Below are 14,521 nucleotides of genomic sequence, written 5' to 3' on the forward strand. Positions count from 1 at the left end.
GGAACAACAAGACAACGGGAGAAGTTCATGACCTGGGAATATGCGCTAATCGGTTTAGTCGTCGGCATCGTCATCGGTGCTGTGGCCATGCGTTTCGGTAATCGCAAATTGCGTCAGCAGCAGTCACTGCAGTACGAACTGGAAAAGAACAAAGCCGAGCTGGAAGAGTATCGTGAAGAGCTGGTCAGCCATTTTGCCCGTAGCGCCGAGCTGCTGGACAACATGGCGACCGACTATCGTCAGCTGTATCAGCATATGGCAAAAAGCTCCAGCAGCCTGCTGCCGGAAATGACGGCGGAAACCAATCCGTTCCGCAACCGTCTGGCAGACTCTGAAGCCGGTAACGACCAGGCGCCTGTTCAGATGCCTCGCGACTATTCAGACGGCGCGTCCGGCCTGCTGCGCGGCGGTGTAAAACGCGATTAATCGCACAACCTGAATTTATTTTACGGGCGCAGCGATTGCGCCCGTCCTTTCTTCCTGACCCCAGCTATCATTTAGTTAAACACCTCATTGTTCAGCGGTTTAAAATTCAATAACATCAACGTGTTTTTGGGGCCGTTTTTCCTTTATTCCAGGTTACGAGAGTCAACATCGATGAAGAAAAAAAACCAGCTGTTGAGCGCTATCGCGTTAAGTGTCGGGTTATCTCTCTCGGCGTCCGTCCCTGTATTTGCCGCCCTTCCCTCCCAGGTGCCTGGCCAGGCGGCCATTCCAAGCCTTGCCCCCATGCTGGAAAAAGTGTTGCCTGCGGTGGTCAGCGTTCAGGTTGAGGGCACGGCGGTACAAAGCCAACGCGTCCCTGAAGAACTGAAAAAATATTTTGGCGATGAGTCTCCCGACCAGCAGGCCCAGCCTTTTGAAGGCCTGGGTTCCGGCGTCATTATTGATGCGGCAAAAGGCTACATTCTGACTAACAATCATGTCATCAGCCAGGCCGATAAAATCAGCGTCCAGTTAAACGATGGCCGCGAATTTGATGCCAAACTGATTGGCGGTGATGACCAGAGCGACATTGCGCTGTTGCAGGTACAAAACCCGAGTAACCTGACCCAGATTGCCATCGCAGACTCCGACAAACTGCGCGTCGGTGATTTTGCCGTCGCCGTGGGTAACCCCTTTGGCTTAGGGCAAACCGCCACTTCCGGGATCGTCTCCGCGCTGGGACGCAGCGGCCTCAATCTGGAAGGGCTGGAAAACTTTATCCAGACCGATGCCTCAATCAACCGCGGGAACTCCGGCGGGGCATTGCTTAACCTTAACGGTGAGCTGATTGGGATCAACACAGCCATTCTGGCCCCGGGTGGCGGCAGCATCGGGATCGGTTTTGCGATTCCCAGCAATATGGCCAAAACCCTGGCGCAGCAGCTCATTCAGTTCGGCGAAATCAAACGCGGGCTGCTGGGTATTAAAGGTATGGAGATGAGCGCCGATATCGCCAAAGCGTTCAACATCAACGTACAGCGCGGGGCGTTTGTCAGTGAAGTGCTGCCTAACTCCGGCTCGGCAAAAGCAGGTATCAAATCGGGCGATGTGATCGTCAGCCTCAACGACAAGCCGCTGAGCAGCTTTGCCGAGCTGCGCTCGCGGATAGCGACCACCGAACCCGGCGCCAAAGTGAAGCTGGGTCTGATCCGTGACGGTAAGCCGCTGGACGTTGAAGTGACGCTGGATAAGAGCACCTCCTCCTCTGCCAGTGCGGAGCTGATCGCCCCGGCGCTGCAGGGTGCGACGCTGAGCGATGGACAGCTGAAAGACGGTACGAAAGGCATTCGCATCGACACCGTTGAGAAGAGCAGCCCTGCCGCACAGGCCGGATTGCATCAGGAAGATGTGATCATTGGGGTAAACCGCAATCGCGTGCAGTCCATTGCCGAACTGCGCAAGGTGATGGAGAGTAAACCGGCGGTTATTGCCCTGCAGGTCATGCGCGGCAATGAGTCTATCTATATTCTGTTGCGCTAAGCATTTGCGACCCGGACATCACCGCTGCGTGTGATGTCCGGATAACTCATGTTATGCTGCAAATCGTTCCTTTTTTAACGACACGCGCATCATGCTTTTAAAGCTCTTACGTTCTATTGTCATCGGTTTGATTGTCGCTGGCCTGCTGCTGCTGGCGCTGCCGTCTTTACGTCAGTTCAATAAACTGTCGGCCCCTCAGTTCGATAGCACGGATGAAACGCCGGCCACCTATAACCAGGCCGTTCGCCGTGCCGCACCTGCCGTAGTTAACGTCTATAACCGTGGCCTGAATACCTCAGCCCATAACCAGCTGGAGATCCGCACTCTCGGCTCCGGGGTAATCATGGACGAGCGCGGCTACATTATTACCAACAAGCACGTGATAAACGATGCCGACCAGATCATCGTCGCCCTACAGGATGGCCGCGTGTTTGAGGCATTACTCGTTGGCTCTGACAGCCTGACTGACCTCGCCGTCCTGAAGATTAACGCCACGGGCGGTTTGCCGGTCATCCCGATCAACCGTAAACGTACCCCGCATATTGGTGACGTCGTCCTGGCGATTGGTAACCCTTACAACCTGGGCCAGACCATCACCCAGGGGATTATCAGCGCGACCGGGCGTATTGGCCTCAACCCATCCGGGCGGCAGAACTTCCTGCAAACCGATGCCTCCATCAACCACGGTAACTCTGGCGGTGCGCTGGTCAACTCGCTGGGCGAACTGATGGGCATCAACACCCTCTCGTTCGATAAGAGTAACGACGGCGAGACGCCGGAAGGCATCGGCTTTGCCATTCCGTTCCAGCTGGCGACCAAAATTATGGATAAGCTGATCCGCGACGGACGCGTGATCCGCGGCTATATCGGTATCGGTGGCCGTGAAATTGCGCCGATGCATACCCAGGGTGGCGGGATCGATCAGATCCAGGGCATCGTGGTGAACGAGGTGGCGCCAGGGGGTCCGGCGGCCAACGCGGGGATTCAGGTCAATGACGTCATTGTGTCGGTTAACGGCACGCCGGCGGTTTCTGCGCTGGAGACGATGGACCAGGTGGCAGAAATTCGCCCGGGCTCTATCATCCCTGTTGAAGTCATGCGCAACGATAAGAAACTGACGCTGCAGGTCACCATTCAGGAATATCCGGCAACGAACTGACAGGCATAAAAAACGGAGCGATAAGCTCCGTTTTTTTGCCGGGAGACGGTTCGTATTACTTGTTAACGAACTCTTCGCCCAGGGTGATATCTTTCTTCAGCGTATCCAGCATGCCTTCCATCGCGTGTTGTTCAAACGCGCTCAGCGTACCAATGGATTTACGCTCTTCGATACCATTTTTGCCCAGCAGCAGCGGCTGAGAGAAGAAGCGAGCATGTTCGCCATCGCCTTCAACGTAAGCGCATTCAACAACGCCTTTCTCGCCCTGCAGGGCGCGAACCAGTGACAGACCGAAACGTGCAGCCGCCTGGCCCATAGACAGGGTTGCAGAACCGCCACCCGCCTTCGCTTCCACCACTTCGGTGCCCGCGTTCTGGATGCGTTTAGTCAGGTCAGCCACTTCCTGCTCGGTGAAGCTCACGCCTGGGATCTGCGACAGCAGAGGCAGGATGGTAACGCCAGAGTGACCGCCGATGACCGGCACTTCCACTTCTGTTGGCTGTTTGCCCTTCAGCTCTGCAACAAAGGTGTTGGAGCGAATAATATCCAGCGTGGTTACGCCGAACAGTTTGTTTTTGTCGTAAACACCTGCTTTCTTGAGCACTTCTGCCGCGATAGCAACGGTGGTGTTCACCGGGTTAGTGATGATACCGATGCACGCTTTCGGGCACACTTCAGCAATCTGCTGCACCAGGTTTTTCACGATGCCCGCGTTGACGTTGAACAGGTCTGAACGATCCATGCCTGGCTTACGCGCCACGCCTGCAGAAATCAGCACCACGTCGGCACCCTGCAGAGCAGGACGCGCATCTTCACCGGAGAAGCCTTTGATTTTTACAGCGGTAGGAATGTGGCTCAGGTCAACCGCCACGCCTGGGGTTACCGGAGCAATATCGTACAGGGAGAGTTCTGAGCCTGAAGGCAGTTGGGTTTTCAGTAGTAGGGCAAGCGCCTGGCCGATACCACCAGCAGCGCCGAGGACTGCGACTTTCATCCTAAACTCCTTATTATGGTTAACTTAAGTATCTGTAAATCCGTTGCGGCGACCATAATTCAGCAAGTGTTTAATTACAATTTTCGTAGCTAAAGAATTTGAGGTCGCGCGACTTTATCTCTCTTCAGAAGGCTATCTGACGACAGACGGCAACGAATTAAGAGGTGGTTACAATACACCCTGCCCCGCCACCAAAACAACATCATTTTGATAACATTTAATTTACTTTTAAGCTTATTTGCGCGGCGTGACCCAGGCATGTTTTCTGATAACGAATTCTGATAAAATCACTCCCTTTCATAACATTATTTCAGCCTGGCGCTGAGTAGATAATTTGCATAAAAATTCATCCACATGCATAATAATGTTGTTTCTATCGTCATATTCCGGGTGACTTATGCGAAGCTCGTCTAAGCAAGAAGAATTAGTAAAGGCGTTTAAAGCGCTACTTAAAGAAGAGAAATTCAGTTCTCAGGGAGAAATTGTTCAGGCGCTGCAGGAACAGGGCTTCGACAACATCAATCAGTCGAAGGTCTCCCGCATGTTAACGAAATTTGGCGCGGTACGTACCCGTAACGCCAAGATGGAGATGGTCTATTGCCTGCCGGCTGAACTTGGCGTGCCGACCACCTCCAGCCCGCTCAAGAATCTGGTTCTGGATATCGACTACAACGATGCCGTTGTGGTGATCCACACAAGCCCAGGTGCCGCACAGCTGATTGCCCGCATGCTGGACTCATTGGGTAAAACGGAAGGTATCCTCGGGACTATCGCCGGTGATGACACCATCTTTACCACGCCAGCCAGCGGTTTTTCCGTTAAAGATCTCCACGAAGCGATTCTGGTTCTGTTCGAACAGGAACTCTAATCCCTTTTCCCCGTAGCGCCGCTGCGGGGATCGTTCTGCCTCCACACCGTTTCCCCCTCTTTTTCACTGCCTCTGCCTTTGACAAATAGTGCTTTTTACCACCCATTAACATTCACCTGGTGAATGATAAATCAAAAAATCGCACAAAAAATCAAAAGCTGATATCCATATGATTTCATTAGACGTAACCAACTAAAATGTGCAAAAAATACCCAATATTATGCAATTTGGTTATAAAAAAAAGACTGGTTAACACGTAATAACAATAGAAACCATTAGTCTGGTATTAATTTTTTCCGTTATTAGTGTATACTTGATTTTGTGATGAGGGTCACGAAACAAGACCCCACTAAAAAATTCGACGAGGTAAAAATCATGAAAATCAAATCAACTGTAGCGGCGCTGAGCGTCCTGTCTGTCCTGTCATTCGGTGCCTTCGCGGCTGACGCTATCAATGCTGACCAGGCGCAATCCCGCCAGGCCATCGGTACGGTTTCTGTCGGCGCGGTCGGCACATCGCCAATGGACATGCATGAGATGCTGAACAAAAAAGCGGAAGAAAAGGGTGCGTCATCCTATCGCATCATCGAAGCGCGCTCTGGTGCACACTGGCACGCCACCGCTGAGCTGTACAAATAAGTTTTAGTAATAACTGAACACGTAAATCTCCACTCAACGGCACCAGGCATAAAAATAGCGGTTCAACCCTTCTCGCCGTTGAGCAAAAACCCTATTCAGGAGTAAAGACTATGAAAACCAAATTGATCATCGCAACCCTCGGTCTGGCATCTGTTCTCTCTTTCGGCGCAAGCGCAGCCGTACAGCAGGTGAATGCCGACCAGGCACAAAATCTGCAGCCTATGGGCAGCATCTCCGTGACGTCTGTTACCGGCTCTCCGATGGATATCCGTCACGAACTGGCTGCCAAAGCTGAAAAAGCAGGTGCCAGCAGCTATCGCGTCACCGAACTGAATCAGGGTGACCACTGGCATGCAACTGCAGAACTGTATAAATAAACCCTCGTCGTATCTCATCATACGACTTGCCCCTGGCCTGATGGTCAGGGGCTTTTTTCATTCAGTGCCGCGCGTTAAAACGCAGCTGCCCTTCCAGCTCTTCTTCCGCTTCATCGAACAGTAATATCAGTGCGCCAAAACGTCTGCGCAGCTTATCGGGCAAATGGATGAACTCAATTTCCAGCGGTAGCGGCAGCAGACTCCCGGTCACCACGTCCCACAGCGTATCCAGATTCGTCACGCTTTCCCGTTCAAGATCAAACACCCGGATAAACTCACGGTAGAAGTCTTCCTGACTGTCGATCTCGTCAAAATCAAAGGTATAGGTTTTCATTGCCAGCCACCCAGTCCAGGCGAGCGGCAGATGCCGCCCTGTCTATTATAATCCCCCAATGTGAAGGGTTTTCACTTCCAGATACTCTTCCAGGCCCAGCACGGAGCCCTCACGACCCAGGCCTGACTCCTTCACGCCACCAAAGGGCCCCAGTTCCGTGGAGACGGCACACTCGTTAATGCCGATCATCCCGCTCTCGATCGCCTGGGAAACGCGGAAAACACGTGATAGATTCTGGGTATAGAAGTAAGCCGCCAGCCCGTAGGGCGTATTGTTGGCACGCTGGATAACTTCATCTTCCGAGGTGAAACGGAAACACGCCGCAACCGGGCCAAACGTCTCTTCTTCTGCCAGCTTCATGCCTTCATGGCAGTCGCCCAGCACGGTTGGCATCCAGAAATTCCCGCCAAGCGGATGGGGCTTCCCCCCTGCCAGTACGGTTGCCCCCCGGGAGACGGCATCGTCGACATGCTCACGCACCTTGTCGACCGCAGCAGATTCAATCAGCGGTCCGACAACGACGCCCTCGTCAAGGCCATTCCCCACCTTGAGCGCCTTCACGGCATCGGCAAGTTTATTCACAAACTTGTCGTAGACGGTTTCCTGAATATAAAAACGGTTCACGCTGACGCAGACCTGCCCGGCATTGCGGAACTTGTTGGCAATCGCCCCCTTCACCGCCGCGTCGATATCTGCATCCTCAAAAACGATATACGGGGCATTTCCCCCCAGCTCCATCGAGACTTTTTTCATGGTTTCGGCAGCATTACGCACCAGCGTTTTGCCGACGGAGGTCGAGCCGGTAAAGGAGATTTTACGCACGTCTCGGCTTGCCATAATCGCATCGCTGATTTCATGGGTATTCCCGGCCACGGCGTTGAGCACGCCGTCGGGTACGCCGGCCTGTTTTGCCAGGGTGAGCAGCGCAAAGGCACTGAGCGGCGTGTTATTGGCCGGTTTGATCACTCCGGTGCACCCCGCAGCCAGCGCCGGGCCTAATTTGCGGGTGAGCATGGCCATTGGGAAGTTCCACGGCGTTATCGCCGCCACCACGCCTATGGGTTCGCGGGTCGCCAGAATGCGCGAGCTGGGTTTGACAGGCGGAATAATTTCCCCGTTGGCGCGCTTGGCCTCTTCGGCAAACCACTGGATAAAGCTGGCAGCGTACTCCACCTCACCTTCCGCTTCTTTCAGCGGCTTGCCCTGCTCGGTGGTCATTAACTGCCCGAGCCAGCTTTTATTCTCAATAATCAGTTCGTACCAGCGATAAAGAATCGCCGAGCGCTCTTTCGCGGTTTTGGCACGCCAGGCCGGGAAGGCTTTGGTGGCCGCTGCGATAGCCTCTTCGGTTTGTGCTTTACCCGCTTTCGCGACTTTCGCGATGACTTCCCCGGTAGCGGGGTTAAGCACATCGAAGGTCGTGTCCAGCGTTTTCCAGATCCCGTTGACCAGATAACCAGTCTGAAAAAGGATGTGATCCTGAAGCGCCTGGGTCGTCATGTGTCCTCCCTTCCTGAAATGTAAGAACGTGCTGGAATAAGTATAGCTACAAAAAAACCGACGCTTTTGGCGTCGGTTTTTTTACTTCAGTCAGCTATCCGTGAGGGCATTCTGGTAGCGATGCAGCATCAACACCAGCCGTCCTACCGGCTCGGTCACCTGAGGCGGCGCTTCCCAGGTTTTAAGCTTCTCCTGGTAGATATCAAGCTCTGCAAGCAGCTGCGTAAAGTAGCGACGTCGTTTGTCATCACTGCTGGCGGAAAGCACGTGGTCCGCGGTACGACGCAGCTGGCGGTGCCAGGCCGACAGATCGTCGTTGATCGGCACCGGCGCATTGCGCAGACGCTGGTGTGCAATGATCATGGTCAGCGCCAGGCGGAACTTCGCAATGTCGCCCGGGAACTTGTTCAGCAGTAAAAACAGCTGCTGGTAGAGCGCGGGCAGGTGGTTCTCTTTGCGGCGCGCGGTGTTGGTTGTCATCGACGACACGGCGGCCGACACAAACTGGTTCAACAGCACGCGGCCCGTTCTTGCCTGCGAATTATCGCGGACCAGCAGAATCACCATCATCGCCAGGAAACAGCCCACCAGCTGACCTAACGCGCTGTCGAGGAACTGGCTGAAATGGAACGTCATCGGGTTATCCAGCACGATGATGTTAATCGTACTCGCCAGCGCCCCCAGCGATCCCAGACGCCGCTTTTGCACTTCTATACCGATAAAGAACGCCATCACCGCCAGGCTAATACAGAGCAGCAGCATGCTCTGCTGCGTCGACGGGATGATGACCAGAAAATAGAGCGCGCCGATCGGCAGGGCGGCAAGGGTGCCGTACAGGAAATCGATGGCGACCATACGCGGGTTAGGCAGACGCATCGCCAGTGCGGTCACGACGGCAATCATCACCATCGCGCCGCTGCCGGACGTCCAGCCCGTCCACAGCCAGAACAGCGTGCCGAGCATACAGGCAAGCGTCGTACGCCAGAAGTTGACCATCGCGTGATGGCGCTCGGCGGATTCCGGCTTGATCACCACTTCGCCCTGCAGTACCTCTTCTTCCGCCGCGCTGATTTTGGTATTCCCGATCACGCCGCGTTTCAGCAGCAGGTAGCGCGTCGCGGCGCCGACCCAGGTGTAGATCGTTACCGGCGTGTCACGTTCTCCTGTCCAGGCAATAACCCTGCGCATACGCTTAAGCTGCTTGTGCACGTCCTGCACCGTTTCCACTGGCTCAGCGAACAGTTCGCGGAACGTATCGGTGACCACTTCCGGGCGCGTGTTCTGAATCAGGTAGGTTTCACATGCCTGGGTAATCAGCGTTAACGAGACCGTATTAAGGGCTTTCAGACGACGGTTAGCGCGAGCCCAGCGTGACGACTCCATATTGAGATTGCTGCGCATCCCTTCCAGCGCCTGCGTCCGGCGAACCAGCCCGCTCCAGGCTTTATCCACCTCTTCGCTGTCGCCGTGCTTAATGCAGAGCTGCATCAGCTGGTACTGGGCGACAATCAGCGCATCAAGCTCTCGGTCGACTTCCTGCTTGATGGAGCGCGGGGAGAACAGCAGGTCCGCGACAATTGCACTCACGATACCAATGACAATCTCACTGCATCGCTCCACCGCAAACTGCGGAGCCAGCAGCGGCTCGGACTGGATGGTGATGATAATAATCAGCGCGGTATAGCCCGCCAGACCCCAGGCATAGGAGTTCTCCACTTTCACCAGAGACGAGATCCAGGTGCAGAAGCCCGCCCAGATACAGCACACCATCAGCATCAGCAGCGGCGTGCGGATCATCAGGATAATAATGGTGAGCGCCGCGATACAGCCGATGAACGTCCCGATGATACGCAGCATTCCGCGATAGCGGATCGCGCCTGAATAGGGTTCCCCACCCGCGGCAAAGGCGGGACCCGCCGCGACAATCGCGGCCGTCAGCACTGCCCAGCGCGGGGTCTCAAGCTGGAAGTGGAAGCCAACAAACAGCGCCAGCACAATGGCACACGCCAGCTTCACGGCGAAGCGAATGTGCTGGCTGGCGATGGAAAAGATGCCCATAGCGATTAACCAAACTCGCGCAGACGGTGGGCGATTTTACGGAAGAATGAGTCCTGGCTGGCATCCCGATCTTTTTCACCGGTAATCACCACCGTCGCCGTGGTACCCGCAGGCCACAGATTGCCCTGCTGTTCATCCAGGTGGATACGGACCGGCACGCGCTGGGCCAGACGCACCCACTCGAGGTTGGAATCCACCGTTGCCATCCCTTTTGCATCACGCGAACTGCTGGAGTTGGTCACCCCTGCGGCGACGCTGTCGACGGTACCTTTAAAGACGCGGTTGCTGCCCAGCGGCGTGATTTCTGCCCGATAGCCGGGACGTACGCCTTCCAGCTTGGTCTCTTCCATATAGGCGAGTACATAGAAAGAGTTCTGTTTCACCAGCGCCACGGCGGTTGAGCCACGGGTAATGAATTCCCCGGCATAGACGTTAAGGTTGGTCACCCAGCCATCAGACGGCGCGCGGATCACGGTACGCTCCAGATCGAGCTTCGCCAGATCGCGCGTTGCTTCTGCTTTCGCCAGCTGGTGCAGCACGGTTTGCAGCACGTTGTTGGACTGGTCAATCTCTTCACGGGACATTGCCTGAACGCCAAGCTGATTACGGCGGCCCGCCTCACGGCGTTTCTCCGCAGCCAGCGCCTGGTAATAGGCCACGTCCGCTTCCGCCTCTTCCAGCGCTTTCTGGTAACGAGGCTGGTCGATGGTGAACAGAACCTGATCTTTTTTCACCAGCTGGTTATCGTGAACGTTAACCGCCGTGATAAGACCGGCCACGTCAGGGGCGATGGCCACCACATCGGCGCTGAAGCGTGCATCACGCGTCCACGGTGATTCGGTGTAATAGACCCAGGCGCGGAAAATGGCAATGAAGGCGAGGATAACCAGCGCCATGGTGATGGCAGTGCGGGAGATTTTTCTTGTTAGCGTTTTCACATCAACCTCAGACAAACATGCGCGATATCAGGTAAAACAGGCAGCAATACAGCGCGGTATTGAACAATGCAGGGTGCCAGACGAAATCGTAGATCCCGGTAGGGACCAGCACCTTGCGCACCAGCCAGAAGATCGCCAGTGATAAAAGAAGCTCGAAAAATATCGGTGGGAACGACAGACCGAACACCACGATAACGGGAAACAGACTCATGTTGACCTTGATAAGAGAGAGTGCAGGCTTCAGAATTTTTTAGCGCACGCCACCGCAGGAGAGCAAGAAACGCCGGGCGAGAATGGCGCAGCCGTTATGTAATTAATAATATATTAACGTAACTGTTATGCTGTTATCTATAATATGTGATCTAAATCACTTTTAAGCCAGAGTGAACAATGGAACGTTTAAAACGCATGTCAGTCTTCGCCAAAGTGGTTGAACTGGGCTCCTTTACCGCCGCTGCACGCCAGCTTCAGATGAGCGTCTCCTCTATCAGCCAGACGGTGTCCAAACTGGAAGATGAGCTTCAGGTCAAGCTGCTCAACCGCAGTACCCGCAGCATTGGTCTGACGGAAGCGGGTAAAATTTACTATCAGGGCTGTCGTCGCATGCTTCTGGAAGTGCGGGATGTTCACGAACAGCTCTACGCCTTCAACAACACCCCCATCGGCACGCTGCGCATCGGGTGTTCTTCAACTATGGCACAAAATGTTCTCGCTGCCATGACGGCGGATATGCTGAAAGAGTACCCCGGGCTTACCGTCAATCTGGTGACGGGTATCCCGGCGCCGGATCTGATTGCCGACGGCCTGGACGTGGTGATCCGCGTCGGCGCGCTGCAGGATTCCAGCCTGTTCTCGCGTCGGCTGGGCAGCATGCCGATGGTCGTCTGCGCTTCGAAGAGCTATCTGGCCCAGTACGGTGTGCCGGAGAAACCTGCCGATCTCACCAACCACTCGTGGCTGGAGTACAGCGTGCGGCCCGACAATGAATTTGAGCTGATTGCCCCGGAAGGGATCTCCACCAAACTGCTGCCGGAGGGGCGGTTTGTCACTAACGACCCCATGACCATTTCGCGCTGGCTGGTGGCTGGCGCCGGGATCGCCTACGTGCCGCTGATGTGGGTGATCAACGAAATTAACAGCGGCGTGCTGGAGATCCTCTTCCCGCGCTACCAATCCGATCCGCGTCCGGTGTACGCCCTGTATACCGAAAAAGACAAGCTCCCGCTGAAAGTCCAGGTGTGTATTAACTATCTGACCGAGTATTTTGTGGACGTGGCGGAGCTGTTTCAGGGGATGCGGGGAAGACGAAAGGAATAATCCATTTATTCCAGAACGTATAGGACCGATGAATATTCCCAGGATGAATCCCGTATTCATTCAGGAATATTCCTTCGCCACTATCAGGAATAGCTAATTGACACTACCGCCATCAGCCCATTACTTTATAAGCAGTCTGCTCGTCAGGCTGTTATTAATTTGTTGCTGATATGAATAATAAAATGTATTTCGCAGGATGACGTTAAACAAGGAAAAGAAATGAATCTATTTGAACAAACACCGCCTTCACGCAGGCGCTATGGACTCGCCGCGTTCATCGGTTTAATTGCAGGGATCGTCTCCGCTTTTGTCAAATGGGGAGCCGAAGTGCCGCTTCCGCCACGCAGCCCCGCCGACTTATTCACCGGCGCATGCGGACCTGAGCACTTAATAAGAGCCGCAGGGCAGATTGACTGCTCCCGCAATTTTTTAAACCCTCCCTATGTATTTTTACGTGACTGGCTTGGCGTTGTCGATCCTAACGCAGCAGTTTATACATTTGCCGGACATATATTTAACTGGGTCGGCGTAACGCATATTATTTTCTCCATCGTCTTCGCTGTTGGCTATTGTGTCGTGGCTGAAGTCTTCCCGAAAATTAAACTCTGGCAGGGTTTGCTGGCGGGTGCGTTAGCTCAGCTCTTTGTGCATATGATCTCCTTCCCGCTGATGGGGTTGACGCCACCGCTGTTTGAACTGCCGTGGTATGAACACGTGTCAGAGATCGTGGGCCATCTGGTCTGGTTCTGGTCGATCGAAATTATTCGTCGTGACTTGCGTAACCGCATCACACACGAGCCGGATCCGGAGATACCGCTGGGTAACTTACGTTAAAAAAAAGGCGCTACATCTGTAGCGCCTTTTTTATGTTTGCTCAGGTCAGGCTGTGCCGCCCACCGTCAGGTTGTCTACTTTCAGCGTTGGCTGGCCCACGCCCACCGGCAGGCTCTGGCCCTCTTTACCGCAGACGCCCACGCCGTTATCCAGCTTGAGATCGTTACCGACCATTGAGATCTGCTGCATGGCTTCAATACCGGAGCCGATCAGCGTTGCACCTTTCACCGCTTTGGTCACTTTGCCCTTTTCGATCAGATACGCTTCTGAGGTAGAGAAGACAAACTTACCGGAGGTGATATCCACCTGGCCGCCGCCAAAGTTAGGCGCAAAGATACCGTAATCAACGGATTCGATAATCTCCTGCGGCGTGGATTTGCCCGGCAGCATGTAGGTATTGGTCATGCGCGGCATCGGCAGGTGCGCGTAGGACTCACGACGGCCGTTACCCGTTGGCGCAACGCCCATCAGGCGCGCGTTGAGTTTGTCCTGCATGTAGCCTTTCAGCACGCCGTTTTCGATCAGCACGTTGTACTGGCCGGGCGTACCTTCATCGTCGATAGCCACCGAGCCGCGACGATCGCGCATGGTGCCATCATCCACCACGGTGCACAGTTCAGAGGAGACAAGTTGACCAATCTGACCGCTGAATACCGACGTTCCGCGACGGTTAAAGTCGCCTTCCAGACCATGGCCCACCGCCTCATGCAGCAGCACGCCCGGCCAGCCGGCACCCAGCACCACCGGGAATGAACCCGCCGGCGCCGCGACGGCATTCAGATTCACCAGCGCCATGCGCACGGCTTCTTTTGCCCACGCGTCAGCGCGCGCTTCACCGTCAACGTCGCCCAGGAACCAGTCATAGCCAAAACGACCGCCGCCGCCGCTTGAACCGCGCTCGCGTTTGCCGTCCTCATCGACCTGCACGCTGATAGAGAGACGCACCAGCGGACGGACATCTGCCGCCAGGGTACCGTCCGTTGCCGCCACCAGAATCAGTTCATACACACCGCTCAGGCTGGCTGAAACTTCCTGCACGCGTTTATCTGCCGCGCGCGCCACTTTGTCCACGCGGCGCAGGATATCCAGCTTCTCTTCACGGCTCATGCTCTGCAGCGGATCGATGCTGGTATAGAGCGCAGAGTGCTGCACTTCTCCCAGGGTTTTCACGCGACCATCGCCGGTATCACGCACAATGGTGCGCGCGGCCTGCGCGCTCTGCTCAAGTGCGGCGAGGCTAATCTGATCGGCATACGCAAAACCGGTTTTCTCCCCGCTGACGGCGCGGACGCCAACGCCCTGGTCGATGTTGTAAGAGCCATCTTTAATGATGCTGTCTTCTAAAACCCAGGATTCGTGATAGCTCGACTGGAAATAAAGGTCGCCGTAGTCGAGACGGCGTTCGGTCAGTTGACCAAGAATGGAGAACAGGTCCTGATGGTTCAGGCCGTTCGCTGCGAGCAAATGTTCACTTACCAGGTTCAGACTCATCGTATTGCTACTCGTTCGTTGCCGCCCGTGGCGGTATAAAGATCGTA

The 14,521-nt window shown here is 54.9% G+C and carries 15 protein-coding genes; 8 read left to right on the top strand and 7 right to left on the bottom strand.

The window, feature by feature from the left end; translation table 11 throughout:
• Window positions 1-27 precede the first annotated feature (27 nt).
• The 3 genes from zapG (at window position 28) to degS (ending at window position 3,124) form a co-directional block, all read left to right on the top strand.
• Window positions 28-426, top strand: coding sequence for a Z-ring associated protein ZapG (zapG, locus tag ACEPLT_RS20105; protein WP_008502832.1), 399 nt, complete (start codon window positions 28-30; stop codon window positions 424-426).
• A gap of 171 nt (window positions 427-597) precedes the next feature.
• Window positions 598-1,965, top strand: coding sequence for a serine endoprotease DegQ (gene degQ / locus ACEPLT_RS20110; RefSeq protein WP_021242281.1), 1,368 nt, complete (start codon window positions 598-600; stop codon window positions 1,963-1,965).
• A gap of 91 nt (window positions 1,966-2,056) precedes the next feature.
• Window positions 2,057-3,124, top strand: coding sequence for an outer membrane-stress sensor serine endopeptidase DegS (gene degS / locus ACEPLT_RS20115; RefSeq protein WP_008502834.1), 1,068 nt, complete (start codon window positions 2,057-2,059; stop codon window positions 3,122-3,124).
• A gap of 55 nt (window positions 3,125-3,179) precedes the next feature.
• Here the strand turns inward: degS and mdh are convergent, their stop codons facing one another.
• On the bottom strand, window positions 3,180-4,118 hold the full coding sequence (gene mdh / locus ACEPLT_RS20120) for a malate dehydrogenase (RefSeq protein WP_008502835.1): 939 nt from the start codon (window positions 4,116-4,118) through the stop codon (window positions 3,180-3,182).
• Between the two features lie 397 nt (window positions 4,119-4,515).
• On the opposite strand from mdh, the gene argR reads away from it, so the two are divergent.
• From argR to yhcN (ACEPLT_RS20135), 3 genes are all read left to right on the top strand, one after another.
• Window positions 4,516-4,986, top strand: coding sequence for a transcriptional regulator ArgR (argR, locus tag ACEPLT_RS20125; protein WP_008502836.1), 471 nt, complete (start codon window positions 4,516-4,518; stop codon window positions 4,984-4,986).
• Between the two features lie 375 nt (window positions 4,987-5,361).
• The gene (gene yhcN, locus ACEPLT_RS20130; RefSeq protein WP_008502837.1) at window positions 5,362-5,625 is read left to right on the top strand and encodes a peroxide/acid stress response protein YhcN; all 264 of its coding nucleotides are present in this window, start codon (window positions 5,362-5,364) and stop codon (window positions 5,623-5,625) included.
• Window positions 5,626-5,735: 110 nt separating this feature from the next.
• On the top strand, window positions 5,736-6,002 hold the full coding sequence (yhcN, locus tag ACEPLT_RS20135; protein WP_008502838.1) for a peroxide/acid stress response protein YhcN: 267 nt from the start codon (window positions 5,736-5,738) through the stop codon (window positions 6,000-6,002).
• Window positions 6,003-6,063: 61 nt separating this feature from the next.
• Here the strand turns inward: yhcN (ACEPLT_RS20135) and ACEPLT_RS20140 are convergent, their stop codons facing one another.
• From ACEPLT_RS20140 to aaeX, 5 genes are all read right to left on the bottom strand, one after another.
• Window positions 6,064-6,336, bottom strand: coding sequence for a barstar family protein (locus ACEPLT_RS20140; RefSeq protein WP_008502839.1), 273 nt, complete (start codon window positions 6,334-6,336; stop codon window positions 6,064-6,066).
• A gap of 45 nt (window positions 6,337-6,381) precedes the next feature.
• Window positions 6,382-7,836, bottom strand: a complete 1,455-nt coding sequence (locus ACEPLT_RS20145; protein WP_232927481.1) for an NAD-dependent succinate-semialdehyde dehydrogenase — start codon at window positions 7,834-7,836, stop codon at window positions 6,382-6,384.
• Between the two features lie 90 nt (window positions 7,837-7,926).
• A complete protein-coding gene (aaeB, locus tag ACEPLT_RS20150; protein WP_008502841.1) occupies window positions 7,927-9,894 on the bottom strand; it encodes a p-hydroxybenzoic acid efflux pump subunit AaeB in 1,968 nt (655 codons plus the stop codon).
• Window positions 9,895-9,899: 5 nt separating this feature from the next.
• Window positions 9,900-10,832 carry a p-hydroxybenzoic acid efflux pump subunit AaeA gene (gene aaeA / locus ACEPLT_RS20155; protein ID WP_021242282.1) on the bottom strand — a complete coding sequence of 311 codons (933 nt, stop codon included), beginning with the start codon at window positions 10,830-10,832 and terminating at the stop codon, window positions 9,900-9,902.
• A gap of 7 nt (window positions 10,833-10,839) precedes the next feature.
• The gene (gene aaeX, locus ACEPLT_RS20160; RefSeq protein ID WP_003860416.1) at window positions 10,840-11,043 is read right to left on the bottom strand and encodes a p-hydroxybenzoic acid efflux pump operon protein AaeX; all 204 of its coding nucleotides are present in this window, start codon (window positions 11,041-11,043) and stop codon (window positions 10,840-10,842) included.
• A 179-nt stretch (window positions 11,044-11,222) separates the two neighbouring features.
• Here aaeX and aaeR point away from each other — a divergent pair, with 179 nt between their 5' ends.
• Both aaeR and ACEPLT_RS20170 read left to right on the top strand, forming a co-directional pair.
• Window positions 11,223-12,149, top strand: coding sequence for an HTH-type transcriptional activator AaeR (gene aaeR / locus ACEPLT_RS20165; RefSeq protein ID WP_008502843.1), 927 nt, complete (start codon window positions 11,223-11,225; stop codon window positions 12,147-12,149).
• 219 nt (window positions 12,150-12,368) lie between these two features.
• Complete coding sequence (locus ACEPLT_RS20170; RefSeq protein ID WP_032664521.1) at window positions 12,369-12,983, top strand: YagU family protein; 615 nt, start codon at window positions 12,369-12,371, stop codon at window positions 12,981-12,983.
• Between the two features lie 45 nt (window positions 12,984-13,028).
• On the opposite strand, the gene tldD is transcribed toward ACEPLT_RS20170, so the two are convergent.
• Window positions 13,029-14,474 (bottom strand): metalloprotease TldD, encoded by a 1,446-nt coding sequence (tldD, locus tag ACEPLT_RS20175; RefSeq protein WP_021242283.1) that lies wholly within the window; start codon window positions 14,472-14,474, stop codon window positions 13,029-13,031.
• Between the last annotated feature and the right edge of the window lie 47 nt (window positions 14,475-14,521).

Source organism: Enterobacter sp. fkY84-1, assembly GCF_052974705.1.